The sequence below is a fragment of the Dinoroseobacter sp. S124A genome, assembly GCF_049801015.1.
In the GTDB taxonomy this organism is placed as follows: Bacteria; Pseudomonadota; Alphaproteobacteria; order Rhodobacterales; family Rhodobacteraceae; genus Dinoroseobacter.
In genome coordinates this window covers 33,812-59,409 of record NZ_JBNAGD010000008.1, presented here as the reverse complement: position 1 = coordinate 59,409, position 25,598 = coordinate 33,812, and the positions used below count along the sequence as shown (strand labels likewise).

The 25,598-nt window shown below is 65.3% G+C and carries 27 protein-coding genes and 1 tRNA gene; 9 read left to right on the top strand and 19 right to left on the bottom strand.

The genetic code is table 11. The features are described from left to right. Positions 1-28: 28 nt before the first annotated feature. Positions 29-1,072, bottom strand: a complete 1,044-nt coding sequence (locus tag ACP15I_RS17970; RefSeq protein ID WP_424976135.1) for a TRAP transporter substrate-binding protein — start codon at positions 1,070-1,072, stop codon at positions 29-31. Between the two features lie 507 nt (positions 1,073-1,579). Here ACP15I_RS17970 and ACP15I_RS17965 point away from each other — a divergent pair. From ACP15I_RS17965 to ACP15I_RS17955, 3 genes are all read left to right on the top strand, one after another. Then, a complete protein-coding gene (locus tag ACP15I_RS17965; RefSeq protein WP_424976133.1) occupies positions 1,580-2,191 on the top strand; it encodes an exopolysaccharide biosynthesis protein in 612 nt (203 codons plus the stop codon). A 75-nt stretch (positions 2,192-2,266) separates the two neighbouring features. After that, positions 2,267-2,734, top strand: a complete 468-nt coding sequence (locus ACP15I_RS17960; protein ID WP_424976132.1) for a disulfide bond formation protein B — start codon at positions 2,267-2,269, stop codon at positions 2,732-2,734. A gap of 56 nt (positions 2,735-2,790) precedes the next feature. Further along, positions 2,791-3,294: a DUF4188 domain-containing protein gene (locus ACP15I_RS17955; protein WP_424976131.1), complete on the top strand. Its 504-nt coding sequence runs from the start codon at positions 2,791-2,793 to the stop codon at positions 3,292-3,294. Positions 3,295-3,320: 26 nt separating this feature from the next. Here ACP15I_RS17955 and ACP15I_RS17950 read toward each other — a convergent pair whose 3' ends face one another. After that, on the bottom strand, positions 3,321-3,590 hold the full coding sequence (locus tag ACP15I_RS17950) for an usg protein (protein ID WP_424967283.1): 270 nt from the start codon (positions 3,588-3,590) through the stop codon (positions 3,321-3,323). A gap of 190 nt (positions 3,591-3,780) precedes the next feature. Between ACP15I_RS17950 and gyrA the strand changes: the two genes are divergently transcribed. The 3 genes from gyrA (at position 3,781) to gluQRS (ending at position 8,875) form a co-directional block, all read left to right on the top strand. Beyond that, positions 3,781-6,516 carry a DNA gyrase subunit A gene (gyrA, locus tag ACP15I_RS17945; RefSeq protein ID WP_424976130.1) on the top strand — a complete coding sequence of 912 codons (2,736 nt, stop codon included), beginning with the start codon at positions 3,781-3,783 and terminating at the stop codon, positions 6,514-6,516. A 108-nt stretch (positions 6,517-6,624) separates the two neighbouring features. Beyond that, the gene (gene trmFO, locus ACP15I_RS17940; RefSeq protein WP_424976129.1) at positions 6,625-7,986 is read left to right on the top strand and encodes a methylenetetrahydrofolate--tRNA-(uracil(54)-C(5))-methyltransferase (FADH(2)-oxidizing) TrmFO; all 1,362 of its coding nucleotides are present in this window, start codon (positions 6,625-6,627) and stop codon (positions 7,984-7,986) included. Between the two features lie 22 nt (positions 7,987-8,008). Beyond that, entirely contained in the window at positions 8,009-8,875 is an 867-nt protein-coding gene (gene gluQRS, locus ACP15I_RS17935; RefSeq protein WP_424976128.1) for a tRNA glutamyl-Q(34) synthetase GluQRS, read from the top strand. Here the strand turns inward: gluQRS and ACP15I_RS17930 are convergent. The 3 genes from ACP15I_RS17930 to ACP15I_RS17920 form a co-directional block, all read right to left on the bottom strand. Continuing rightward, positions 8,812-9,681, bottom strand: a complete 870-nt coding sequence (locus ACP15I_RS17930; RefSeq protein WP_424976127.1) for a lysophospholipid acyltransferase family protein — start codon at positions 9,679-9,681, stop codon at positions 8,812-8,814. The two genes, gluQRS and ACP15I_RS17930, sit on opposite strands and share 64 nt — an antisense overlap. Continuing rightward, the gene (locus ACP15I_RS17925; protein ID WP_424976126.1) at positions 9,678-10,454 is read right to left on the bottom strand and encodes a GNAT family N-acetyltransferase; all 777 of its coding nucleotides are present in this window, start codon (positions 10,452-10,454) and stop codon (positions 9,678-9,680) included. The genes ACP15I_RS17930 and ACP15I_RS17925 overlap by 4 nt, the downstream gene beginning before the upstream one ends. Positions 10,455-10,562: 108 nt before the next feature. Further along, the gene (locus tag ACP15I_RS17920; RefSeq protein WP_424967277.1) at positions 10,563-10,748 is read right to left on the bottom strand and encodes a DUF3553 domain-containing protein; all 186 of its coding nucleotides are present in this window, start codon (positions 10,746-10,748) and stop codon (positions 10,563-10,565) included. Positions 10,749-10,777: 29 nt separating this feature from the next. Between ACP15I_RS17920 and ACP15I_RS17915 the strand changes: the two genes are divergently transcribed. Beyond that, a complete protein-coding gene (locus ACP15I_RS17915; RefSeq protein WP_424967276.1) occupies positions 10,778-11,392 on the top strand; it encodes a histidine phosphotransferase family protein in 615 nt (204 codons plus the stop codon). Positions 11,393-11,410: 18 nt separating this feature from the next. On the opposite strand, the gene ACP15I_RS17910 is transcribed toward ACP15I_RS17915, so the two are convergent. From ACP15I_RS17910 to ACP15I_RS17870, 9 genes are all read right to left on the bottom strand, one after another. Continuing rightward, positions 11,411-12,676: a glutamate-5-semialdehyde dehydrogenase gene (locus ACP15I_RS17910; RefSeq protein ID WP_424976125.1), complete on the bottom strand. Its 1,266-nt coding sequence runs from the start codon at positions 12,674-12,676 to the stop codon at positions 11,411-11,413. A 97-nt stretch (positions 12,677-12,773) separates the two neighbouring features. Further along, a complete protein-coding gene (proB, locus tag ACP15I_RS17905; RefSeq protein ID WP_424976124.1) occupies positions 12,774-13,880 on the bottom strand; it encodes a glutamate 5-kinase in 1,107 nt (368 codons plus the stop codon). Next, positions 13,868-14,905, bottom strand: coding sequence for a GTPase ObgE (gene obgE / locus ACP15I_RS17900; RefSeq protein WP_424976123.1), 1,038 nt, complete (start codon positions 14,903-14,905; stop codon positions 13,868-13,870). The genes proB and obgE overlap by 13 nt, the downstream gene beginning before the upstream one ends. Further along, a complete protein-coding gene (locus ACP15I_RS17895) occupies positions 14,902-15,432 on the bottom strand; it encodes a GNAT family N-acetyltransferase (RefSeq protein WP_424967272.1) in 531 nt (176 codons plus the stop codon). The genes obgE and ACP15I_RS17895 overlap by 4 nt, the downstream gene beginning before the upstream one ends. Next, positions 15,425-15,958, bottom strand: a complete 534-nt coding sequence (locus tag ACP15I_RS17890) for a GNAT family N-acetyltransferase (protein WP_424976122.1) — start codon at positions 15,956-15,958, stop codon at positions 15,425-15,427. Before ACP15I_RS17890 ends, ACP15I_RS17895 begins: the two co-directional genes overlap by 8 nt. Positions 15,959-15,962: 4 nt before the next feature. Next, positions 15,963-16,508: a GNAT family N-acetyltransferase gene (locus ACP15I_RS17885; protein ID WP_424976121.1), complete on the bottom strand. Its 546-nt coding sequence runs from the start codon at positions 16,506-16,508 to the stop codon at positions 15,963-15,965. Further along, entirely contained in the window at positions 16,505-17,116 is a 612-nt protein-coding gene (locus ACP15I_RS17880; RefSeq protein WP_424967269.1) for a LysE family translocator, read from the bottom strand. The genes ACP15I_RS17885 and ACP15I_RS17880 overlap by 4 nt, the downstream gene beginning before the upstream one ends. 119 nt (positions 17,117-17,235) lie before the next feature. Next, a complete protein-coding gene (rpmA, locus tag ACP15I_RS17875; protein ID WP_424967268.1) occupies positions 17,236-17,505 on the bottom strand; it encodes a 50S ribosomal protein L27 in 270 nt (89 codons plus the stop codon). A 15-nt stretch (positions 17,506-17,520) separates the two neighbouring features. Continuing rightward, positions 17,521-18,156: a 50S ribosomal protein L21 gene (locus ACP15I_RS17870; protein WP_424967498.1), complete on the bottom strand. Its 636-nt coding sequence runs from the start codon at positions 18,154-18,156 to the stop codon at positions 17,521-17,523. Between the two features lie 201 nt (positions 18,157-18,357). On the opposite strand from ACP15I_RS17870, the gene ACP15I_RS17865 reads away from it, so the two are divergent. Then, positions 18,358-18,702 carry a hypothetical protein gene (locus tag ACP15I_RS17865; RefSeq protein ID WP_424976120.1) on the top strand — a complete coding sequence of 115 codons (345 nt, stop codon included), beginning with the start codon at positions 18,358-18,360 and terminating at the stop codon, positions 18,700-18,702. A 4-nt stretch (positions 18,703-18,706) separates the two neighbouring features. Here the strand turns inward: ACP15I_RS17865 and ACP15I_RS17860 are convergent, their stop codons facing one another. After that, positions 18,707-19,528 (bottom strand): DUF2059 domain-containing protein, encoded by an 822-nt coding sequence (locus ACP15I_RS17860; protein WP_424976119.1) that lies wholly within the window; start codon positions 19,526-19,528, stop codon positions 18,707-18,709. A 157-nt stretch (positions 19,529-19,685) separates the two neighbouring features. Between ACP15I_RS17860 and ACP15I_RS17855 the strand changes: the two genes are divergently transcribed. Beyond that, positions 19,686-19,775 (top strand) — tRNA-Ser (locus tag ACP15I_RS17855). Between the two features lie 206 nt (positions 19,776-19,981). On the opposite strand, the gene ACP15I_RS17850 is transcribed toward ACP15I_RS17855, so the two are convergent. The 4 genes from ACP15I_RS17850 to ACP15I_RS17835 form a co-directional block, all read right to left on the bottom strand. Beyond that, a complete protein-coding gene (locus ACP15I_RS17850) occupies positions 19,982-21,307 on the bottom strand; it encodes an aspartate aminotransferase family protein (RefSeq protein ID WP_424976118.1) in 1,326 nt (441 codons plus the stop codon). 5 nt (positions 21,308-21,312) lie between these two features. Beyond that, positions 21,313-21,744 carry a universal stress protein gene (locus tag ACP15I_RS17845; RefSeq protein WP_424967264.1) on the bottom strand — a complete coding sequence of 144 codons (432 nt, stop codon included), beginning with the start codon at positions 21,742-21,744 and terminating at the stop codon, positions 21,313-21,315. Positions 21,745-21,756: 12 nt separating this feature from the next. Next, positions 21,757-24,399, bottom strand: a complete 2,643-nt coding sequence (locus ACP15I_RS17840) for a TRAP transporter permease (RefSeq protein ID WP_424976117.1) — start codon at positions 24,397-24,399, stop codon at positions 21,757-21,759. Between the two features lie 85 nt (positions 24,400-24,484). After that, positions 24,485-25,453, bottom strand: a complete 969-nt coding sequence (locus ACP15I_RS17835; RefSeq protein ID WP_424967262.1) for a TAXI family TRAP transporter solute-binding subunit — start codon at positions 25,451-25,453, stop codon at positions 24,485-24,487. Positions 25,454-25,598 lie beyond the last annotated feature (145 nt).

Below are 25,598 nucleotides of genomic sequence, written 5' to 3'. Positions count from 1 at the left end.
CCCCGACATGCGGGACCTGCGGACGCGTCTAGCTGCCGCCGTTTTCGTGCTTGGTCACGAACATCTTAGCATCCTCGACCATGGCCGCACCGGGCAGGCCCTTGCTCTCCATCTCGGCGACCCAGGCCGCCGTCAGATCATCCCCGATCTTGCGCAGCTCCGAGACCGCGCCGTCATCCAGCACGTGGATCTTATTGTCCGTTCCAGCGACGACGCCCTCGCCCAGTTCGTCCCCCTGATCCATGGCGCGCCCGGCCCAGGCCGAGGCCTCCAGCCCGGAATTGGCATCGATGATCGCCTTGAGGTCCTCCGGCAGCCGGTCATAGCTGGCCTTGTTCATCCCCCAGACGAAAAACGTGTTATAGAGCGCCCGGTCCCCGCCGATCTGGGTATGGCTGTCGGCCAGCTCATGCACCTTGAGGGGCGGCACGATCTCCCACGGGATCACGCCCCCGTCCACGATCCCTTTCGACAGGGATTCCGGAAAGGCCGGAACCGGCATGCCCACGGGCGTCGCCCCGAGCGTCTCCAGCAGTTTGTTGGCCTGCCGCGAGGGTCCGCGCAGCTTCAACCCGTCGAAATCCGCCGTCCCCATGATAGGATCGCCCTTCTTGTGGATCACACCGGGACCATGGACATGGACGGCCATGAGGTGGATATCCCCCATCCGCTCCATCAGGTATTTCTCGGTGAACTCCCAAGCGGCCCGGGACGACGCCTCGGCGGACATGGTCGTCATGAAGGGCAGCTCAAACGCCTCGCTTTCGGGAAAGCGCCCGGGCGTATAGGCCGGCAGGGCCCAGCCGCAATCGATCACCCCGTCGCGGATCTGGTCATAGAGCGCGGGTGGCTTGCCGCCCAACTGCATCGCCGGATAGATCTCGACCTTGATGCGCCCGTCGGATTCCGCCTCGATTTTCTCCGCCCAGGGCGTGATGAAAAACTTGGGCACCGACCCTTGCGGGCTCAGGAAATGCTGGCACCGGAGCGTGACCTCCTGGGCCGCCACAGCGCCCGCGCCAAGCGTCAGGGCCACCGCCCCGGTGAGGACGGTCTTCATAAGGCTGTTCATGGTGTTCCCTCCCTGGAACGACTGCAATCACATATCGCCCGGGGCGGATCGGTCTTCTGCCATCGCGGCCCCGGTTGGACCGAGTGTAGCCGGACCACGCAAAAGCGCCAGAGGTTTGTTGCATCTGCAACGAGCGTATTCGGGCATCGCCGCGCGTCAGCCTGTGGCAGTGGCGCACGCGCCCGGTCAGACCCCATAGTCAGAGAGATGGTCCCCGGGATGATCTCTGTGCGGAACCACAGGCAGGGCCGAGCCGGGGCCGAGGCTGGCCCCCACCCGACCCACTTCTGGTTTTGGGCGGACCCGCGCCGGGGTGTGAAAATCCGGACACTGAGAGTGTCTGCCCCTGGTCCCTCCCATACGTCCTGTCATCAAAGCCCCCCGAGACCGCAGAGCTTTTCCCGGTCGCCCCTGCGGTCTGGCTCTGGCCATGGCGAAGCGCATTTGCTAGCCCCCTTGCAACGCGCCCTCATGGTCCGAGCGCGCCTAGATCAGGAGCCTCGCCCGATGGCATCACCGTCTGAGGATTTGTCCATCTCGCAACGCCTTCACCAGTTGGCGGAGGATGCGGAGGGCACATCCGTGTCCCTCGGCTGGGTGATGACGCAGCTCCATGAGCAGGCATTCGGGCTGTTCCTGCTGATCCTCGCCCTGCCCTGCTGCATCCCGTTTCTTTACGGCGTGCCGCAAGTGGTGGCCTTGCCGCTCATGTTCGTATCGGCCCAGATCCTGTTCGGACGCCAGACCCCCTGGCTGCCGGAGCGGCTGAGCGCGCGGGAGGTCAAGACCGAGAGCCTGTCGAGCTTGGCAACACGCGCCGAACCCTGGCTGCGGCGGCTCGAAGGTGTCAGCCGCCCCCGGCTTGCGGCCCTGACCCACGCCCCCGCCGACCGCATTGTCGGGCTGGCACTGGTGCTGTTCAGCGCGTCGATCCTTGTGCCCCTGCCCTCGACCAACACGGTGCCCGGCATCGCGGTGGTCATCGTTGCGATGGGCCTGCTGCAGCGGGACGGTATCTTTGTCGTTCTGGGCGCGCTTATCGGGACCGCCTGGATCGGAACGCTTCTCTTCGCCGGTGCGACGGTCATCAGCCTCCTGAAATCATGGGTCGGCCTCTGAATGTGATCCGCCGGGGCCTTGCAGCGCCCCGGGACATGGGCGAAGAACACCCATCCGCCGGTCTCAGAGGTTTCGATGCTCGATAATCCCCGCATGCTCGCACTGATCGCCGCTGGCGGGTCCCTTGCCATGCTGCTGGGCGCCGTCGGCTTTCAGCATCTCGGCGGGCTTGCCCCCTGTGCCATGTGCCTCTGGCAGCGCTGGCCCCATGCGGTCGCGGTGGCGGCCGGGGGGCTGAGCCTCTTCTCCCCCCATGCAGCCTGGCTTGGTCTCGGCGGCGCGCTGACCACGGCGGGCATCGGCGGCTACCACACCGGGGTGGAACGCGGCTGGTGGGAAGGGCCCACCACCTGCACCTCCGGCGACATCACCGGCATGAGCCCAGAGGACCTGCTGGCTTCGATCATGGAAGCCCCGCTCGTGCGCTGTGACGAGGTCGCGTGGGAGATGTTTGGTCTTTCCATGGCGAGCTGGAACATGGTGATCAGCTTCTGTCTCGCCCTGCTCTGGGCGCTGGCCCTGATCCGGGCGCGGCGCAGCTGAGCTCGGCCGCCCGCACGTGGCGCGCAGTTGGCAAGACATCGCTGCATCTCTAGCCTATGCGCGGGCAACCACGGGGAGGATACGGGATCGCACATATCATCGAAGACCGCATGGCGGCGCAGATCGACGGGGATTTCGTGCTGTTTCTGATCGGCATGCGGATCAACAAGCCATGGAAGATCGCCAAATGGCTGCCCGCGCTCTTTGCCATGCCACGGATGATCAAGGAGCTGGAGGCCTTACCGGCGGATGAAACCGGGTTTCTCGGCCATAGTGGTGTGGGCCTGGGGATCACGGTGCAATACTGGCGCAGCTTCGATCATCTGGAGGCGTATGCGCGCGCCGAAAACCATCACCACCGCCCCGCTTGGACCGCGTTCAACAAACGGATGAAGGGCGCGCGCGGCGATGTGGGGATCTGGCACGAAACCTATCTGGTGCGCGACGGGGCCTATGAAGCGATCTATTCCGGCATGCCGCCCTTCGGGCTCGGCCGGGTGGCATCGCTGGTGCCCGCCACGGGCAACCGTGCCGAGGCCCGCGCGCGCCTGACAGGCTAGATCCCGCGAACCCCAGATCCGCCGCGTCAGTGCAGCGGCAGCTCATGGGTGACATGGCGCCACTCACCGGGCGAGATCATCTTGCGATGGGCAAAGCGCACGGAATGCAGCGCGCCCTCGATCTCGGCCTGCCAGAATTCGATGAACTTGAACAGCGCCGGGTAGTCCGGCGCGAGGTCGTAATCCTGCCAGATGAAGGTGTTCAGAACGCTGGGATGGTCGGGCATGCGGTAATACATCTCCGCCGTGGTCAACCCGTATCCGCGCAGCATCAATTCGGTCTCGTGGCCTGCCATATGCGTCTCCGTTCCGGTCCGATCCCTTCATCGAGACATATCGTGTTTGAGAATTCAATAAGAACAGCATGTTAGCACTCCATGGCAGAGGCTGCTCGTAAATGTCATGCACAACTTGTGCGCAAGATGAAGGTTCTGTTATACTCCAAAGGACTAAATATTGTGCCTCTGACATAGGAGTTCGGCCCACGTGACCGACACCCCGGAACCCCCTGAGAACATGGACGAAACCCCCGGCGGCGGGTCCGATTATACGGGGCCGACCATCTCCATCGCGGAGGAGATGAAGAGCTCCTATCTCGATTATGCCATGAGCGTAATCGTCAGCCGCGCGATCCCGGATCTGCGCGATGGGCTCAAACCGGTGCACCGGCGGATTCTCTATGCCATGCACGAAACCGGGAACTCTCACGAAAAGGCCTATCGCAAGTCGGCGCGGCCCGTGGGCGATGTCATGGGCAAATACCACCCGCACGGGGATGGAGCGATCTATGACGCGCTGGTGCGGATGGCGCAGGATTTCTCCATGTCGCTGCCGCTGCTCGATGGACAGGGCAATTTCGGCTCCATGGACGGGGATAACCCGGCGGCCATGCGGTACACCGAGGTGCGGATGGACAAACCCGCTGCCTCGCTGCTGGCGGATATCGAAAAAGACACCGTCGATTTTCAGGACAATTACGACGGCAAGGATCAGGAGCCGACGGTCCTTCCGGCGCGTTTCCCGAACATGCTGGTCAATGGGGCTGGCGGTATCGCGGTCGGTATGGCCACGAATATTCCGCCCCACAATCTCGGCGAGGTGATCGACGCGACGCTCGCGCTGATCGAGACCCCGGATCTCGAGGTTGAGGACCTGATGCAATACGTCCCCGCCCCGGATTTCCCCACGGGCGGGCAGATCCTCGGACGCTCTGGCGCGCGCAAGGCCTATCTGGAGGGACGCGGCTCGGTCATCATCCGCGCCAAGACCCGGATCGAGGAGCTGCGCAAGGATCGCTACGCCATCGTGCTCGACGAGATCCCCTATCAGGTCAACAAGGCCTCGATGATCGAGAAGATCGCCGAGCTGGTCCGCGAGAAGCGGATCGAGGGCATCGCCCATGTGCAGGACGAGAGCGACCGGATCGGGGTCCGCGTGGTGGTCGAGCTGAAGCGCGATGCGACGCCCGAGGTTGTGCTGAACCAGCTCTACCGTTTCACGCCCATGCAGACCTCTTTCGGCTGCAACATGCTGGCGCTGAATGGCGGGCGACCCGAGCAGCTGACGCTGAAGGATTTTCTCAGCAGTTTCATCACCTTCCGCGAGGAAGTTGTGGCGCGCCGCACGGCCTTCGACCTGCGCAAGGCCCGCGAGCGGAGCCATATCCTCTGCGGTTTGGCCGTGGCCGTGTCCAATGTGGATGAGGTTGTCGCCACCATCCGCGCCTCCGCCGATGCCGCCGAGGCCCGCGAGAAGCTGATGACGCGGCGCTGGCCCGCCGCGGACATCGCCGATTATATCCGTCTCATCGACGACCCGACCCATACGATGAACGACGACGGGACCTACAACCTGTCCGAGACCCAGGCCCGCGCGATCCTCGAGCTGCGTCTGCAGCGCCTGACCCAGCTTGGCGTCAAGGAAGTTACCGACGAGCTGCAGGAACTGGCGGGTAAGATTCAGGAATATCTGGACATTCTGCGCTCCCGCTCGCGGATCATGGCGATCATCTCGGACGAGCTGCGCGAGGTCCGCGCGCAATTCGCCGTGCCCCGCCGCACCGAGATCACCGAGTGGTCCGGCGACATGGAAGACGAGGACCTGATCGAGCGTGAGGACATGGTCGTCACCGTTACCTCGGGCGGCTATATCAAGCGCACCCCGCTGGTCGAATTCCGCGCGCAGAAGCGAGGCGGCAAGGGCCTGTCCGGGATGAACACCAAGGAAGACGACGTGGTCACGACGCTGTTCGTGGCGAACACCCACACGCCGCTTCTGGTCTTCACCACGGACGGAATGGTCTACAAGCTCAAGACATGGCGACTGCCCTCGGGTGGACGCAATGCGCGCGGCAAGGCCATCGTCAACGTGCTGCCGATCCCGACCGGTACCTCGATCGCGGCGATCATGCCCGTGGACCGGGACGAGGAAGACTGGTCCGACCTGCAGATCGTCTTTTCAACCTCTGCCGGAGATGTGCGTCGTAACGCCTTGTCAGACTTCACGAATGTAAAGTCCAACGGCAAGATCGCCATGAAGCTGCCCGAGGGGGTGAGCCTCGTGAAGGCGCGGATCTGTTCCGAGGATGACGATGTGATGCTGATCACCGCCTCGGGGCGTGCGATCCGCTTCCGCACCACGGATGTCCGGGTCTTCAAGGGCCGTGACAGCACGGGCGTGCGCGGTGTGCGTCTGGCCGAGGGCGACGAGGTCGTCTCCATGGCGGTGATCCGGCATTTCGAGGCCGACCCGCAAGAGCGCGCCGCCTATCTCAAGATGCGCCGGGCCGTGGCCGGGCTCGCGGATGAAGCCGAGAGCGATGATGAAGAGACCGTTGAGGCCGGGCAGCTCAGCCCCGAGCGTTATGCCGAGATGTCGGCGGCCGAGGACCTGATCCTGACGATCACCTCCGGCGGGACGGGCAAGATCAGTTCGAGCCACGACTACCCGGTCCGCGGGCGTGGTGGTCAGGGTGTGACGGCCATGGACAAGGCGATGCGGGGCGGCCCTCTTGTCGCCTGCTTCCCGGTGGAGCTTGACGACCAGATCATGCTCGCCACCTCCACGGGCCAGTCGATCCGCTGCCCTGTGGACGGGATCAGCTTCCGCTCCCGCGCGGCAGGCGGCGTGAAAGTGTTCAACACCGCGCCGGGTGAACAGGTCGTCTCGGTCGCCTATATCGCCGATCAGGGCGAGGACGAGGATGGCGCCGAGGACGAATAACCCTCGGCGCGGCCCGCGCGGCGGCGGATCGCACCCGCCGCCCCTCGGCCCGCCGGGGTCGTCAATCTGACATTTCCATCCCGCGCATGAGCCTCTATATCGAGGCCCATGAGCACAGCAGATCACACACTCCACATCATCGGCGGCGGCATGGCCGGATCCGAAGCCGCCTGGCAGGCCGCCCAGATGGGCGTCAATGTCGTCATCCACGAGATGCGGCCCAAGGTCGGCACCTTTGCCCACAAGACCGGGCATCTGGCCGAGATGGTCTGCTCGAACTCCTTCCGCTCCGATGATGACGAGCAGAACGCCGTGGGGCTCCTGCATTGGGAAATGCGCGCCGCAGGCGGTCTGATCATGGAGATGGCGGACCGCCACGCCCTGCCCGCCGGTGGCGCGCTGGCCGTGGACCGCGACCCGTTCGCGGCCTCAGTGACCGAGCGGCTTCTGGCCCATCCGAGGATCACCCTCGATGGGGATGAGATCACCGCCCTGCCCGAGGACGGAACCTGGATCATCGCAACCGGGCCCCTGACCTCGGGCGCGCTGGCCGAGGCGATTGCCGCCGAGACCGGACAGGAAAGCCTCGCCTTCTTCGACGCCATTGCGCCGATCCTCTATTTCGACAGTATCGACATGTCCAAGGCCTGGATGCAGTCGCGCTATGACAAAGGCGAGACCGAGGAAGAGCGGACCGCCTATCTCAACTGTCCCATGGATCGCGACCAGTACGAGGCCTTCATCGATGCCCTGCTGGCCGCCGAGAAGACCGAGTTCAAGCCGGGCGAGACGGCGGGATATTTCGACGGCTGCCTGCCGATCGAGGTGATGGCCGAGCGGGGCCGCGAGACCCTGCGCCATGGCCCGATGAAGCCCGTGGGCCTGACGAACCCGCACCAGCCGGACATCAAGGCCCATGCGGTGGTGCAGCTGCGCCGGGACAATGCGCTCGGCACGCTTTACAACATCGTCGGGTTCCAGACGAAGATGAAATACGGCGCACAAAAAGACGTGCTCCGGATGATCCCGGGGCTGGAGGAGGCGCGCTTTGCCCGCCTCGGCGGGATCCACCGCAACACCTTTATCAACTCGCCGACCCTGCTGGATGCGCAGATGCGCCTGCGCAAACGCCCCAACCTGCGCTTTGCCGGTCAGATCACCGGGGTCGAGGGCTATGTGGAAAGTGCCGCCATGGGCCTGCTTGCCGGTCGGATGGCCGCGGCCGAGATCCTCGGCCAGCCGGTCGAGGGGCCACCGCAGGAAACCGCCATGGGCGCGCTCATCCATCACATCACCGGCGGGGCCGAGGCCAAGACATTCCAGCCGATGAACGTGAATTTCGGGCTCTTCCCGCCCCTAGACGGGGTGCGCGGGGGGCGGCGGGGCCGCAAGGAGCGCTACAAGGGCTATACGGACCGCGCCAAGGCCGCCTGGATGGACTGGCTCGGGCAACCGCTCGCGGCGGAGTGATCCGCGCACCCCGAAACGCCCCATGAAGACGCGCTTTGCCCCCTCGCCCACCGGTCCGCTCCATCTCGGCCATGGGTTCTCGGCCTGCACGGCGGCGGAGATGGCCGAGGCGGCGGGCGGCACTTTCCTTTTGCGGATCGAGGATATCGATCAGAGCCGCGCGCGCCCTGAATGGGAGGCGCTGATCTATGAGGATCTGGCATGGCTCGGGCTGGCATGGCCGACCCCGGTGATGCGGCAGTCCGAGCGACAGGCGGCCTATGACGCCGCGCTCGACCGCCTTTGGTCAGACGGTCTGCTCTATCCCTGCACCTGCACGCGGCGCGATATCGCGGAGGCAACCCGCGCCCCGCAGGAGGGCGCGCCCCTGCTGGGTCCGGACGGGGTGATCTATCCCGGCACTTGCCGAGGGCGCTGCCGCAAGGGCCCCCGGCCTCTGGGCGCGGTGCTGCGGCTGGATATGGCGGCGGCGGTGGCGCGCTGCACACCGGAGGCACTGCGCTTTGTCGAGACCGGTGCGGGCCTAGCGGGCGAACAGGGCGAGATCACCCTCGCGCCCCAAGGGCTTGTGGACCGCGTCGGCGATGTGGTGCTCTGCCGGCGGGACATGGCGACCTCTTATCACCTTTCGGTGGTGGTCGATGATGCGGCTCAGGAGATCACACATGTGGTGAGAGGCCGCGACCTGTTCGAGGCCACGGCGATCCATGTGGTGCTGCAGGCGCTGCTTAGGCTGCAAGTGCCCGTCTATCACCACCACCGCCTGATCCGCGACGCGGTGGGCAAACGGCTGGCCAAGCGCGATGATGCGCGCGCCCTGTCGGCCTATCGGGATGCCGGACTGTCCGTGTCCGAGGTTCGCGCACTCTGGTCCGACCCGCAGGGGTGATGCGCCCGGATCACGGCCTCGCAGCGTTTGGCGAGCTCCTTGCGATTGGCGCAGGCGCGCACCGGGATCGGGTCGTGAAACATCACCTCGACGCGGCCATGGCGGGGTTGGGCCAGCATCTGCAGGAAATGCCCGCCGAACTCCATATCGCCCCACCAGCCGTAAAACCGCGGATCGACCCCGTCCGGCGCGTGATAGACCACCGTCACCGGCTGCACCGCGCTGTCCTCGCGCAGATCCGGTTGGAAGAACGCAGAGAAGAGCGAGGATTTGAAGGGCAGCACGCGGCGGCTGTCGCTGCTTGTGCCCTCGGGAAAGAGGATCAGGTGATGGCCCGCCCGCAGGCGCGCATGAAACGCCTGCGCCTGATCCGCGGTGGCGCTGCGGTCGCGACGGATGAAGAGCGTGCCCGTGGCCCGTGCCAGCCATCCGATGCCGGGCCAGCCCGCCACCTCGGATTTCGAGACGAAGTAGACCTGCTGACAGGAATTTAGGACGAAGATATCGAGCCAACTCGCGTGATTGGCGACCTGCGCCCCCTGGGCGCGCAGCGGGGTGCCGGTCACCTGTCGCGGCAAGCCCATCAGGGCCAGCGCAATGCGGCACACAAATGTGGTGATATGGGGCGTGAGGGGGCGGTGCAGTCCAAAGAGCGGGCGTTCAACCAGGCGCAGCAGAAGCAACAGCACGAGCCCGCCAAACACCACCAGCGCCATGGGCAGCCCGCGTATCACCACCCGCCCCCAGTCCGCAAACCCAAAGCGGCGGGGTGCGGGGGGCGGTCCGTCTCCGTCCCAAGTGCTCATGAGGCGCGCTGGGTGTGGAAGGCCTTGCGTTTGGCGGACATGCGATTGGTGTCCATGACAAGACAGACATCGGTGGTGTTGAAGGCATGGTCGATGAAGGCCCCCTCGCCCACGCCGCCGCCAAGCCGCAGATAGGCCTTGATGAGCGGCGGGATCGCGCGGCTGGCCGCAGCCATGTCTAGCTCGGCCTCGGGGATCAGGTCCATGGGCTGAAAATGCTCCGGCTGCGCCGAGACCCGCAAGCCCGAGGGGGCCAGATGCCGATGGTGCAGCAGGGACAGCGGCGCGCGCAGCGTCTCGATATCCGTGCCGTGAAAGCTGGCCACGCCAAAGAGAACCTCGACCGCGTTTTCCTCCACATAGGTTGCGAGACCGGACCAGAGCGCCATCATGGCCAGTCCGCTGCGATATTCCGCATGGACGCAAGAGCGGCCCAGCTCCAGCAGGTTGCGGCCCGAGCCCCGGAGCCGGTCCAGATTGTACTCTGCCTCGGAGTAGTAAGACCGTCCGGCCGGCAGGCGCTTGCCCTGCAGCAGCCGGTACACCCCGACCACCCGGTCCAGATCATCCGCAGGTCGCGCCAGATCGCGCAACAGAAGATGCTCGCAGATCGTGTCGTATTCGTCCCGTTCCAGCCGCGCGGCGTGATCGACCAGCGCGCCGGTGCCCCCAAGCTCGTCCACGAACACGTCATAACGGAGCCGCTGGGCCGCGCGCATGTCCGCCGCGGTCTCGGCCAACGTGACATCAAAACGGGGCGTATGGCTCAACATGGCACGCTCTTTAACGCATTCCCGAGAACATGCAACGGATCGGCGTCTTGGTTCGTTGACACAACCTCAGGTTGTTGTTAACCTTCACAAGTAGTCGGTTTAGGAAAGTCACTCCATGTCAAAAAGCCGATCCAATGCAATGCGCGTGGCGTCCATCACGACTTTGCCCTCATTTTCGAAATTGACCGTGATGCGACTGTTTATGTTTGACTGCACCTGCCCCACCCCCCACTCGGGTTGGTCGGGATTGCGCACGAACATGCCCGGTTCCAGAAGCGCGTTCATCTCTGACATGGCGGTGCATCCTTTCGTTGGAGGCGATCATGAGTGATCCGGGACAGGCAGGCCAAGCGCAGGATCTCAGCGCGCTCATAGGATCCAGGATCTGTCATGATCTTATTAGCCCGCTTGGGGCAATCGGCAATGGGCTGGAGCTGTTGCAGATGTCCGGCGCGAGCGAAGGGCCAGAAATGGCGCTGATCGCGGAGAGCGTCGAAAGCGCGAATGCGCGGATCCGCTTTTTCCGGATTGCCTATGGCGATGCGCAGGTCAATCAGATGATCAAGGGGGCCGAGTTGCGCGGCGCGCTCCATGGCAGCTATCAGGGCGGGCGTCTCGTCATTGACTGGCAGCCCGAGGATATGCTGCGCTCGGATGCCAAGAAGGCCTTCCTGACCCTGCAATGCCTTGAGACGGCGATGCCTTATGGTGGCACGATCCGGGTCACGGGACAGCCGGGCGCACTGGTCTATACGGGCACGGCGCAGCGCTTTGCCTTTGATGAAATGTTGTGGAACGGATTGGCGGGAACAGCGCCCCTTGATCACCTCCGGCCCGCGCAGGTGCAATTTGCCCTGCTGCGCGAGCTCGGACAGGTCACGGGGCGGCCGATCCGGGTGGTGCGGACCGACGAGACGACGCTGTCGGTCCAGACCTGAGGCAGTGCGACGATCCGGTCAGTTCCGGATCGTGCCATCCCCTTCGACAAGGTATTTGAACGAGGTCAGCTGCTCGGCACCCACGGGGCCGCGTGCATGCATCTTGCCCGTGGCGATCCCGATCTCGGCCCCCATCCCGAACTCACCGCCATCGGCGAACTGGGTCGAGGCATTCCGCATCAGGATCGCGCTGTCGAGCCGCTGAAAGAAGCGGTCCGCCGTGGCGTCATTCTCGGTCAGGATGCAGTCGGTATGCTGCGAGCCATGATCCCGGATATGGGCAATCGCCCCATCCACACCATCGACCACGCGGGCGGCGATGATCATGTCGAGAAACTCCCGGCCATAGTCATCGGCAACCGCCGGCACCGTGCCCGGCACCGCTCGCAGGGTCTCATCCGCGCGCACCTCGACCCCGGCCGCGATCAGATCGTTGAGGACCTGCGCGCCGTTTGCGTCGAACCACGCGCGATCGATCAGAACGCATTCCGCGGCCCCGCAAATCCCTGTGCGGCGGGTCTTGGCGTTGAGGATCACGGCGCGCGCCTTTTCCGCATCCGCGTCGCGGTCGAGATAAATGTGGCAGATCCCCTCGAGATGGGCAAAGACCGGCACGCGGGCTTCGGCCTGCACCCGGCCCACAAGCCCCTTGCCGCCGCGCGGGATGATCACGTCGATCGTATCCGTCATGGTCAGCATCTCGCCCACCGCGGCCCGATCCCGGGTCGGGACCAGCTGGATCGCTGCCTCGGGCAGACCGGCGGCGCGCAGCCCGTCCACGAGACAGGCATGGATCAGCGACGAGGAATGGAAGCTCTCGGAGCCACCGCGCAGGATCACCGCATTGCCGGATTTCAGGCAGAGCGCCCCGGCATCGGCGGTCACGTTCGGACGGCTCTCATAGATCACGCCAATCACGCCGAGCGGTGTGCGCACCCGGCGGATCTTCAGCCCGGTGGGCCTATCCCAGGCCGAGGTCACGGCCCCCACGGGATCGTCTTGTGCCGCCACGGCGCGCAGGCCCTGGACGATGCCGTCGATCCGTCCCTCATCGAGTGCCAGACGGTCCATCATCGCGGGGCTCAGCCCCTTGTTGCGGCCAAATTCCAGATCCGATGCATTGGCGGCGATGATCTCGTCGCGCCGGGCCCAGACAGCATCCGCCGCCTTGGTCAACGCCTCGGCCCGCTGCGCGGCTGGGGCAAATGCCAACTCCGCCGCTGCCTGTTTGGCTGCGGTCCCGATTTCAGTCATCAGGGCGGGGATATCGGCAAAGTCTTTCATGACAGACCCTCTGGGGTTGATTTGAACATTGGGGATACGGGGAAATCCCGTTTCGGGCAAGACCGGCGCTTCGTCCGGTCCCATGGGAACGGCTGGCTTACAGGACCATATCGTCCCGGTGCACCAGCACGGCACGGCCTGGATAGCCCAGCACATCGGCGATCTCGGCGCTGCGCTTGCCGCGAATGGCCCGCGCCTCGGCGGCCGTGTAGCGGGTCAGTCCCTTGCCGAGCGACTGGCCGTCCGGGCCGAGGATCGCCACGGGGTCACCGCGCCCGAACTGGCCCGAGACATCCGTGATCCCCGCGGGCAGCAAGCTCTTGCCCCGGCTCAGCGCCGCATGGGCACCCGGATCGACGGTGATCTCGCCGCGCGGTTTCATCGCCGCGATCCAATGTTTGCGCGCGGCCAGCGGGTCCGTGCGCGGCAGGAACCAGGTGACCGGCGCGCCGTCGATCAACCCCTGCAGGGGCCGCAGGCGCGAGCCTTCGGTGATCGCCATGGCGCAGCCCGCATCGGTCGCCGTGCGTGCGGCCAGAAGCTTGGTCTTCATCCCGCCCTTGGAGATGCCGGAGACCGCATCGCCCGCCATGGCCTCGATCTCGGGCGTGATCTCGTCGATCACGTCGAAGCGCCGCGCCTCCGGGTCAATCGCGGGATTGGCGCTGTAGAACCCGTCCACATCGGACAGAAGGACCAGCTGATCCGCCCCGGCCATGACCGCGACCTGTGCGGCCAGCCGGTCATTGTCGCCATAGCGGATCTCATCCGTGGCAATCGTGTCATTCTCGTTGACGATCGGCGTCACCCCGAGGCCGAGCAGCGTCCCGAGCGTCGCGCGCGTATTGAGATACCGGCGTCGATCTGTGCTGTCCTCAAGGGTCACCAGCACCTGGGCGGTGGTCTGACCATGGGGGGCGAGCACCTCCTCATAGGCGCGGGCGAGCCGGATCTGGCCGACGGCGGCGGCGGCCTGGGCCTGCTCCAACGGCAAGGGCCCGGTCCCGAGGCCGAGCACCCGGCGCCCCAAAGCAATCGAACCCGAAGAGACGAGGATCACATCCGAGCCCCGCGCCCGTGCGTCGGCCACGTCCTGCGCCAGCCCCTTGAGCCAGTCCTGACGCAGTGCGCCGCTCGTCTGATCCACCAGAAGCGCCGAGCCGATCTTGACGACAAGGCAGCGCGCGGTCTCTAGGGCTGCCATGCCTCGGGCTCCTGATTGGCGGCAATCTCGGCCTGCCGCGATCCCTCGATCCGGCGGCGGACGGCGCGCAGCACGTCCTGCACCCCCTCGCCGGTCACGCCAGAGAGTTGCAGCACGGGAAAGCCACTGGCCGCCTGCAGAGCGGCGGCTTTCTCGGCCCGCTCTTCGGCATCCAGCGCGTCGATCTTGTTCAGGGCAGTCACCCGTGGCTTGTCGGCCAAGGCACCGCCATAGGCCTCCAGCTCGTGGACGATCGTCTGATAATCCGCGACCACGTCCTCGGCGGTCCCGTCGATCAGGTGCAGCAGGACCGCGCAACGCTCCACATGGCCGAGAAACCGGTCGCCGATCCCGCGCCCCTCATGGGCCCCCTCGATCAGCCCGGGAATATCGGCCATCACGAATTCCGCCCCGTCGATCCCGACCACACCAAGATTGGGGTGCAGGGTCGTGAACGGGTAATCGGCGATCTTCGGGCGGGCATTGGAGGTCGCTGCGAGAAAGGTCGACTTGCCCGCATTGGGCAGCCCCAGAAGGCCCGCATCCGCGATCAGCTTGAGGCGCAGCCAGAGCGTGCGTTCCACCGCTTCCTGCCCCGGATTGGCCCGGCGCGGGGCCTGATTGGTGGAGGACTTGAAATGCAGGTTGCCGAACCCGCCATTGCCGCCCTTGGCGAGCAGGACACGTTGGCCGATGGTCGTCATATCGGCGATCACGGTCTCCTCGTCCTCTTCGAGGATCTCGGTGCCCACGGGGACGCGCAGCACGATGTCGTCGCCATCCTTGCCCGTGCGCTGCCGGCCCATGCCGTGCTGGCCGGATTTGGCAAAGAAATGCTGCTGGTAGCGGAAATCGATGAGCGTGTTCAGCCCGTCGACCGCCTCGGCCCAGACATCGCCGCCACGCCCGCCATTGCCGCCATCCGGGCCGCCCTGGGCGATGTATTTCTCGCGCCGGAAGCTGATGCAGCCGGCCCCGCCGCCACCGGAGCGGATATAGACTTTGGCGAGATCGAGGAACTTCATGTCTTTGCCTTTATGGGTTGCCGCCGCTCGTACAGGAACACGTCTGCGGGCTCAAGCCGGGCGCGCGAGGTCGCGATACCCTGCCCCACATGGGCAAAGCCGCAGGCTTCGAGGACCTTGCCCGAGCCGGGATTATCGGTGAAGACCTCGGCCCCGAGCACCGGAAGGTCGAACCGGGCCATGACCGCGTCGGCGACAGCACCCACCGCCTCGCGTGCATAGCCGTGCCCCCAGACCGCGGGGTCGAAGAAATAGTAGATATGAGGCTGCGCACTCACCCCGATGGACCCGATGAACCGGCCCGCCTCGGTCAGCACCGCCAGCCGAAACCCCAGCGCGCCGCGCCACATATCGCGCGCGATCAACGCTTCGGCCTCGGCGAGGGGCCAGGGCACAGTAGCCACGAAGATGTTCGGCGCGACGCTCGGATCCCCGGCAATCCGGGCCAGATCCGGCGCATCCCGCATTTCAAGCGAACGCAGGCGCAACCGCGCGGTGCGCAGGTTCGGTAGGTCTTGGTCAGCCATGTGTGCCTCCGCCCCGGGTCGCGTGATAGGTCTCCGGGCCCAGCCACATGCCATGGATGGTCACCACGCGGTCCACGGCGAGCGCATGGATCTCGCGATCCTCGCAAGGTGTGAACCCGAGCTTGCCCAACACATGGGCCGAGCGGTCATTGCCCGTGTGATACCCCGACAGGAGGCCCGGCGCAGCGGGGTCCGCGAAATGCAGGTCGAGCACCGCCTGTCCGGCCTCGGTCGCATAGCCCCGGCCCCAGACAGACCGGGCCAGCCAATAACCGAATTCGCGCTTGCGCCCGATACAACCGACCAGACCGCTGGCATCCTCGATCATCCAGACCTGTCCAGCGTGCCCTGCATTCTTGCCGATGAACGCCAACGCATCCGACCGGGTGTAGGGAAAGGGCGCGCGGGAGAGCCAGCGCACCACGTCGAAATCATTGATAGCCGTGACAATCGCATCGGCATCCGCCTCCAACACGGGGCGCAGGCGGAGCCGGGAGGTTGTCACGATGTGGCCCGGCGCCTGCATGGGATCAGTCCACCCGTTTGAGATAGGTCCAGGTTCGGACCTTGGCGTTACGCGCCACGGAGAAGGCTTCGGCATCGCCGAGATAGTCGAACCCCGCATTGGTCAGCACCCGGGCCGAGACCGGGTTGTCCTGAAAGACCGAGCCGAAGATCGTCTTGTTCGCCAAGGGGTTCGCCGCCACGAGGGCCGCCACGGCCTCGCTGGCAAAGCCCGCATTCCAATAGGCGGGCGCGACCCAGTAGCCGATCTCGGACTGGCCGCGATCCATACGTTGCAGGGACAGAACGCCCAAGAGCTCTCCACCGCCGAAATCCGAGGCGTCGATCACCCAGACGACCTCATCGGTCTCGGGCGCGAGCACCCGCGCGATAAAGGCCTCCGCCGCGCCGGGCGGCAGGGGATGCGGGATCGAGGTCGTCGCCTCGGCCACGCGCTTGTCGCTGGCAAACAGCGTCATGAGCCCGGCATCTGAGGGCCGGATCGGGCGCAAGACAAAGCGCTCGGCATTGATGGTCTGCACGCTCTCGGGCGCGGTCACGTCCATGGTCATGCTTGTCCTCCTCCGAACAAAACATACAGCACACTGGCCAGTGTCAGTCCTGCGAGCGCGTACATCAGGCCACGCTCCGCAGGGGTTCCAGCAACCCGCGACGCCAATGCGGACCCTCCCCAGGCCCAAAGCGGCTGCAACAGGATCTGGCAGGAGATCAGGCAAAGCGCGATCGCCAGAGTTGCCTGAAACGCCGGTGTTCCAGGGTCGGTAAAGCTCGTGAACCCCGCCGTGATCATCGCCCAGGCCTTTGGGTTGAGCGGGTGCACGATCAGCCCGGCGGCAAAGCCTGGGGCCGCGACATCGTCGCCCCGCGCGCCCGGTTGCAACCGGATTTGCGTCACCCGCCAGGCGAGCCAGCAGATATAGGCAGCCGAAATCCATTTCAGGGTCTCGAAGATCCACGGATGCTGGGTCCCCAGCGCCAGAAGGCCAAACCCCATGGGCCAGATGATCAGCTGCTTGCCCGCGATCACGCCCGCCACGAAGGGGAGCGCCCGCCGCAACCCGAACCGGGCCCCGGTCGTCATCAACGCCATGTTCGCCGGGCCGGGGGTTCCGACCTGACTGGCAGCGAAAACGAGGAAGCTGCCTATGGCAACACTCATAGCCTCGAACCCTGATGGGGCAGCGCGATGCTGCGATTGCAAAAAACGGGGCGCAAAACGAAAAAGACCGGCCTGGGAGGCCGGTCCGTCAGGAACCTGGGTCCTGAATTGGGAGCGGCTTACTCAGCGGCCTCTGCGGCTGGCAGAACGGAGACAAAGGTGCGGCCTTTGAAGCCTTTCTTGAAGGAGACATTGCCTTCCGCGGTCGCGAAGAGGGTGTGATCCTTGCCCATGCCAACATTGTCGCCCGGCCACCACTTGGTGCCGCGCTGACGCAGGATGATGTTGCCCGGAATGACGACTTCGCCACCGAACTTCTTGACGCCAAGACGGCGACCAGCGGAGTCGCGGCCGTTGCGGGATGAGCCGCCTGCTTTTTTATGAGCCATACCGTGTGCCTCCTATCAGCTGTTTGCCAGTTCCTGGGCCTGTGCGATCCAGCCTTCACGCTCGATCCGACCCTTGAACGACAGTTTCTCGTCCATAGCAGCCACGTCCTCTTCGGTCCATGCTGCAATCTGCGCGAAGGTGGTCACACCGGCTTCGAGCAGTTTCTTTTCCAGCGCCGGGCCAACGCCCGAGAGCTTCTTGAGGTCATCCGCGCCTGCGGGGGCCTCGGCGGCCTCTGCCTTGGGGGCGGCGGCCTTCTTCTTGGGCGCCGGTGCGGCGGCTTCGACAGCTGCGCTGGAGACCGAGCCCGCGCCGATCGCGGCCTTGACGCCAGAGGCATCGGCACCGGAGGCGAGGATGTCGGTGACGCGCAGCAGCGTCAGCTGCTGACGGTGACCCTTGGTCCGCTTGGAGCTGTGCTTCCGGCGGCGCTTGACGAAGTGGATGACCTTCTTGCCTTTGATCTGTTCGATCACTTCGGCCTGCACCCCGGCGCCCTCGACGAGGGGCGCACCAACGGTGCCGTCAACCATGAGAATCTCGTTGAACTGGACTGTGTCGCCAGCTTCAGCGGCAAGTTTCTCAACACGGAGGATATCTCCGCTGGAAACCTTGTACTGCTTGCCGCCGGTCTTGAGGACCGCAAACATATGAACTTCCTTCATTTTCTACCGCGTCCTGTGGCCCCGGAACCCCGGTGTTCGTGACCCGGTTCCCCGGATCGCCGCGAACAGCGCGCCTTGTCTTTGGCGTCATTCAATGCTCCGCCACCGGAACGGGCCCGGTGCGGATGGCGGCTTATCCTCGACACGCCCTTGCAAGTCAAGGCTATTCCGGGGCTCTATCGGCCCATGCGCGTGCTTTTCTGTCTTGTCGCGCTCGGGGCCTGCGGGACCGAGGCGAACCATCTGGGCAATCCCCTGCTCTGGCCCGTGACCCTGCCGGTCTCGGCGGTCGAGGAGGCGGTCTATGGCGCGCGCCGTGCGGAGGTATCCGACTATGTCGCCGACCAGTACCCTGCGCTTCTGGCCGATATTCGCGCCTCTGGCGGCCCGACGCTCGCCACGGGTTTCGATCTGGCCCGGGTTCCGCCCGAGACACGCGCGCTGGTCACAGCGCGCATGGCCGGGGATATCGCGCTTTACGAGGCCGACCGCGAAGCGCTGGTCGTGGCGCTGATGGTGTCGGGGCCCTGAGCGCTCAGAGCTCTTCGCTTGCCATGAACCGCGAGGCCGCCATGCCAAGCCCGCGCGACACCTCGATGAACATCTCGTCGAACCCGGCAAAGAGCGCGCGGGTAAAGGCCTGCCCGGCCTCGGAACGTGACAGGTCGAGATACGCCTCCATCCGGTCCGCCTCCAGCGGCAGATAGGCGGTCAGCAGAAAGGCATAGAGCCACTCGGTCGTGTTCTGGCGGATCTCGCCCTCCTGGCCCCAGACATCCGCCAGAATGTCCGACTCGCTCAGATCGCTGGGAAAACCGCCCCCCTCCATCAGCCCGACATAGAAGGCGTAGTTGGAATTCAGCGCGCCGACCACGTTTTGGTCCACCAGATCATTGATCTCGATGAAGGCCGTCACCTGATCAAAGGCCTCGGGATTGCTCGCCTGCAGCTCGGGGATCTGGGCCTTGGTCGCGTCCTCCAGATCCCGGTCCAGAAACGCCTCGCGCGCCGCGATCTCCAGCGCCACGATCTCGACCCCGGTCTCGGAGCCGTAGAACGCCTCCAACGGGCTCAGCATGTCTTCGTCGAAGCTGTCGGTGAATCCGGACTTGAGGGTCTCGCGCATCCGATCCGTGTCATAGACCGCGCTCACCGCCGCATCCCAGGATGTGCCTCCCGGCCCGCCCAGAAAATCCGCGGCGAGCTCGTCGCCATAGACAAGGCCCTCGGCCCGCATCAGGTCCAGCATCCGCTCCATGCCGACGGCATCCAGCAGGGCGTCGATCCGGGGCGAGGCCAGCGCGGCCAGCGGGGCGAGAGAGAGACAGGCGCTCAGGGCGATGGCATGACGCAGCATGGGACCTCCATTAGGGTGCTCCCCTAGAAATATGGAGCCGCGCCCGAGTTTCCAATGCAGGATTTGCGCAATTGCGTGAACCCGCTGCATGGGATCGCCCATTCCCTCTTGCACCCGCTTCGCCGCGCCGCTAAACGAGCCGCCACAGACCCTTCGCGGAGAGGTGCCGGAGTGGTCGAACGGGGCGGTCTCGAAAACCGTTGTGGGTGCAAGCCCACCCAGGGTTCGAATCCCTGTCTCTCCGCCACGGGCCGTCCAGAACGGACAACGCCCGACAGGCCCCCACGCAGTCCCCATGTCATTGGCGATAGAAACGCCCCGCGCGGCCTGATAGGTTTGGCGGTGCTGCGACACTGGTCGGCCCCTGAGGCGCAGCTTTGGTCGGGGTCAACGGATGCGCTCCGCTGGCCCCGATCCCACCTCCCGACATAGACGTGGCGCGGGTGAGTTGCCTCAGGCCGCCAGCGCGTCGTCGATCGCCCCCGCAAGCATGTCCACCAGCGCGTCGATCTGGATGTCCTCGATGATGAAGGGCGGTGCGAGCAGGATATGATCCCCGTGCTTGCCATCGATGGTCCCGCCGCCGGGATAGCAGATCAGGCCGCGTGCCATGGCGGCCTTCTTGATCTTCGGTCCCAGCTTGAGGTTCGGGTCGAACGGGGTCTTGGTCTCGCGGTCTGCAACCAGCTCGATCCCGCGAAACAGCCCCCTGCCCCGCAGATCGCCCACATGGGGATGTTGGCCGAGCCGCGCCTCCAGGTGCGCCTGCAGCCGCGCGCCCTTCTCGCGCACGCCGTCCATCATCCCGGGCGCGCGCAGCACCTCGAGCACAGCCCCCCCGGCCGCGGCGGCCAGCGGGTGGCCGTGATAGGTATGGCCATGCTGGAAACTGCCGCTCCCTGCGGCGATGGCATCGTAGATCCGCGACGAGGCCAGCATGGCGCCGATGGGCGCATACCCGGCCCCCAGCCCCTTGGCGATGGTGACAATATCCGGGCGGATTCCGTCCTGTTCGCAGGCAAAGATCGTGCCCGTCCGCCCCATGCCGCACATCACCTCATCGAGGATCAGCAAAACGCCATAAGCGTCACAGACCTCGCGGATCCGCTGGAAATACCCCGGCGCGGGCGGCACCGCGCCAGCGGTCGCCCCGACCACGGGCTCGGCGACAAAGGCCATGACGGTCTCGGGGCCCAGCCGCTCGATCTCGGCGCGCAGGGTTTCGGCGGCGCGCAGGCCGTAGGCCTCCGCGCTCTCCCCCTCCTGCTGCTCGCGATAGGCGTAGCAGGGCGGGATATGGGTCGTCTCGGCCAGAAGTGGCGCGTATTTCTCGCGCCGCCATGCATTGCCGCCGGCGGCCAGCGCCCCCAGCGTATTGCCGTGATAGCTTTGCCGGCGGGCGATGATCCGGTGACGCTTGGGTTCGCCGACCTCAAGGAAGTATTGCCGCGCGAGTTTCAGCGCGGCCTCGACGCATTCCGACCCGCCTGAGAGCAGATAGACCCGCTCGATCCCCTCAGGCGCGCAGTCGATCAGCGCATCTGCGAGCCCTTCGGCAGGCTCGGAGGTGAAGAACCCCGTATGCGCGAAGGCGATCTTGTCGATCTGCGCATGCAGTGCCGCGCGCACCGCAGGGTGGTCATGGCCGAGACAGGACACCGCCGCCCCGCCCGAACCATCGAGATAGCGCCGCCCCTCGGCATCGATGATGTAGCACCCTGCCCCCGCAACCGCGGTGGGCAGCGCGGCGGTACTGCGCCCGAAGACATGACCAGCCATGGTCTTTATCCGTCTCCGCGCACCACAAAGACCGACTGCTTGGCGTGGCGCACCACGCGCGCGGCGTTGGGCCCAAGCAGGTAATCCGCGATGTCCGGGCGATGCGAGCCCAAAACGATCGCGTCCACATCCAACCGGTCGGCGGCGCGGATGATCTCGTCATAGACCCGGCCATGCATCACATGGGGATGCACATCGACCCCCTCGGGGACATGCGCCTGCACCCAAGCGGTCAGCTTCTCGCCGACCTCATGCAGGGCGCGTTTCTCGAACCCCTCTTCGAAAAAGCTCCCCACGACCGAGAGGCCGAAATCCGGCACCACGGTTACGATATGCAGGGCGCAATCCGAATTGCCGAGCCGCAGCGCAGCAGGCAGGGCGTTTTCCCAGCTCTGCGGGCTTGAAAGGTCCACGGGCAAAAGCAGTGTCTTGAACATGGGAGGCTCCTCTCAAAAGGCCGGCGTGGTTTGACGCCGCCGCTGCAGGGCGATCACGCCACCCAGCAACAAGAGCGCCGGGATGTAGAAGACCTGCTCGGGCAGCTGGCGCTGGGGCACCTGGATCGAGGCGATCTCCACGGGCTCATCCGCGTAGAAGTCGAAATCCGCGAGGATCTCGGCGGTCTCCGTACCAAAGGACGGCTCGTCCAGCCGCACGGTCTCGCCCTCGGGGATCAGAAGCAGGCCCGAGGCGGTGATCCGCTCGGCCAGCGAGCCATCCTCGATCTTCATCAACAGCGTGGTCTCCGCGACCTCGCCGGTGTTAAAGTCAGGACCCCGGATCAGCAGCCGCAAGGCATCGCCCGATTGCGCGTCCGCGACCACCTGTTCGAACTCTGCCGGCGGGGCATCGCGGAAGGGTGGCTGCAGCATGTTGAGCCAGACATTCGGCACGAACAGGGTGAAGGCCACCAACAAGAGCGCGAGGCTCTCGTGGATCTTCGACTTGGCGAGGAAGTAGCCCTGCGTCGCGGCTGCAAAGAGCAGCATCGCAAAGGTTGCCACGATAAAGACCCCGATGGCCTGGACCACCCCCTGCCAGGTCCCCAGATCGACCCCGTACAGGATCAGCGTCGGGTTGAAGATGAAGAGGAACGGCAGGGCCACGGTCCGCAGGCTGTAGAAGAAGGCCGTGAAACCGGTCTTGATCGGATCGCCGCCCGAAACCGCCGCGGCCGCGAAACTCGCAAGCCCCACCGGTGGCGTCACATCCGCCATGATCCCGAAGTAGAACACGAAGAGATGCGCCGCGATCAGGGGCACGATCAGGCCTTCCTGCGCCCCGAGCGAGACCACCACCGACGCCATGAGCGACGAGACCACGATGTAGTTCGCCGTGGTCGGCAGCCCCATCCCGAGGATGAGCGAGAAGAGCCCGACGAGGATCAGCATGATGATCAGCACCCCACCGGAGAGCTGTTCGACCAGCCCGGCAAGCTCGGTCCCGATGGGCGTCTTGGTGACCGTGGCCACGATGATGCCCGCCGCCGCCGTGGCGACCCCGATCCCGATCATGTTGCGCGCACCTGCGATCAGACCGTCGATCAGATCCTGGAACCCGCCTTTGAACTCCTCCATCGCCTGGGCCGCAGCCCCCCGGAAGAACGCCTTGAGCGGGCGCTGGGTGAGGATGATGAAGATCATCAGCGATGTCGCGTAGAAGGCCGATTTGGCCGGGCTCTGACGCTCCACCATCAGGAACCAGACCAGCACCACGATGGGCAGCACATAATGCAGACCGGTGGCGTAGACGTCCTTCACCTCGGGCAGCTTGATCTCGGTGGCGTTGGGGTCATCGACCTCCAGGTCCGGACGGCGCGACGCGATGGCCACGAGCCAGATATAGACTGCCAGCAGCACCAACGCCATGAGCGGCCCGGTCAGCGCCGGGGCAACCGCCTTCAGCGCGCCGACCGCGTAGATCAGGATCGTGAACGCCACACCGGCAATGGCGAATCCGACGAAGAACTTGACGATCATCCCGACGAAGCTCTTGGCCTCGCCGAGCGCCGGCATGTCCTTTTTCAGGGCCTCCAGATGCACGATATAGACCAGCGCGATGTAGGAAATCACCGCCGGGATGAAGGCGTGCTTGATGACCTCGACGTAAGAGATCCCGATGAACTCCACCATCAGGAAGGCCGCGGCCCCCATGACGGGGGGCATGATCTGGCCGTTCACCGACGAGGCGACCTCGACCGAGCCCGCCTGTTCCGCGGAAAAGCCCACCCGTTTCATCAGGGGAATGGTGAAGGTCCCGGTCGTCACCACATTGGCGATCGACGAGCCGGAGATCAGGCCGGTCATGGCCGAGCCGACCACGGCCGCCTTGGCCGGACCCCCGCGCAGGTGGCCAAGGCCCGCAAAGGCGAGCTTGATGAAGTAATTGCCCGCGCCCGCCTTATCGAGCAGCGAGCCGAAAAGCACGAAGAGGAAGACAAAGGCCGTAGAGACCCCCAGCGGGATGCCGAACACCCCGGCCGTGTCGAGCCATTGCGCGTTCATCAACGCGGTAAAGGACAGGCCCTCATGCTCGATCAGGTTCGGGATCAGCCAGCCCTGGCCCATATAAGCATAGAGCAGGAACAGCGATCCGACGATGGTCAGCGCCGGGCCAAGCGCGCGTCGGCTGGCCTCCAGCAATGTCAGCAGGCCGACCGCGCCGATGATGATCTGGGTCTGGGTCGGCAGGCCCGACCGCGCCGTCAGCGCCAGCGTGTCCGCAAACCAAAAGATGTAGAAGGAACAGAACCCGCCGACGGCGATCAGCACCCAGTCAAAGATCGGGATGCGGTCGCGGGGGGAGCTTTTAAAGGCCGGATAGGCCAGAAACGCCAGAACGATGGCAAAGGTCAGGTGCAAGGGCCGGGTCTGGGACGAGTTCAGCACCTTGACGTATTCGGCAAACCAGAGCTGCGGCTGCGCGATCCAGAGCTGGAACAGCGACCAGACGAGCGCCAGCCCCGCGATCAGAAGGGCGACATTGCGGTTTGCCGGGTTGCGGGCGCCACTGTCAGTGGAGGCGACGAGATCCTGCAGCTCCTCATCAGTGAACTGGCGGCCGGACTCGGACTGCGGGGGTTTGTCTGCCATCGGTGCAGCCTCTTGAAAATCGGGGACTGAAAAAAGGGCGCCCCGGGTGCGAGACCCGGAGCTGCCGATCTTGGGACGGACCGACTTAGTCGATCAGGCCGGCTTCCTTGAAATACTTCTCGGCACCCGGGTGCAGAGGCGCGGACAGACCGGCTGTGGCCATCTGCTTGGGGTCGAGATTGGCGAAGGCCGGGTGCAGACCGCGGAACTGGTCGATGTTCTCAAAGACGGCCGAGACCACCTCGTAGACCACCTCGTCCGGCACATCCGTGGAGCTGACGAAGGTCGCGCCGACGCCGAAGGTCATCACGTCCTCGTCCGAGCCGCGATACATGCCACCGGGAATGGTGGCCGTACGGTAGAACGGGTTGTCCGCCACAAGGCCGTCCACCGCGTCGTTCGCCACAGTCACCAGAACGCTGTCGCAAGCGGTGGTGGCCTCCTGGATCGAGCCGGAGGGGTGGCCGACGGTGTAGATCATCGCGTCGATATTGTTGTCGCAGAGCGCCTGGGACTGCTCGGCCGCCTGAAGCTCGGAGGCGACGGTGAAGTCATCCATGGTCCAGCCCATGGCGCCCATGAGCACTTCCATCGTGCCGCGCTGACCCGAACCCGGGTTGCCCACATTCACGCGCTTGCCCTTGAGATCCTCGAAGGTCGCGATGCCCGCATCCGCGCGCGCCACAACCGTGAAGGGCTCGGGATGGACCGAGAAAATCGCGCGCAGGCCTTCGAACGGACCCTGCTCTTCGAAGCGGGAGGTGCCGTTGAACGCGTGGAACTGCCAGTCGGACTGGGCCACGCCGAATTCAAGCTCGCCGCCCCGGATCGCGTTGATGTTGAACACCGACCCACCGGTCGATTCCACACCGCAGCGGATGCCATGCTCCTTGCGACCCCGGTTCACCAGACGGCAGATCGCGCCGCCCGTCGGGTAGTACACGCCCGTCACACCGCCGGTGCCGATGGAAATGAAGCTTTCCTGCGCTGTCGCGTTGCCGCCGCCGATCGCAGTTGCTGCCGCAACCACAGCCGCTGTCATATAGTGTTTCATGAGTACTCCCGTTGGAAACTTGTTGTTATGCGATCAGGATGATCGCAATTCACCAAGGCCGTCAAGCGCAGCCTGCGCGCGGTGCGCCAGCTTTCCCATACGTCAAGCACGCCGGTTCCCGCCCGTGCCTCACGGGCAGGCACTC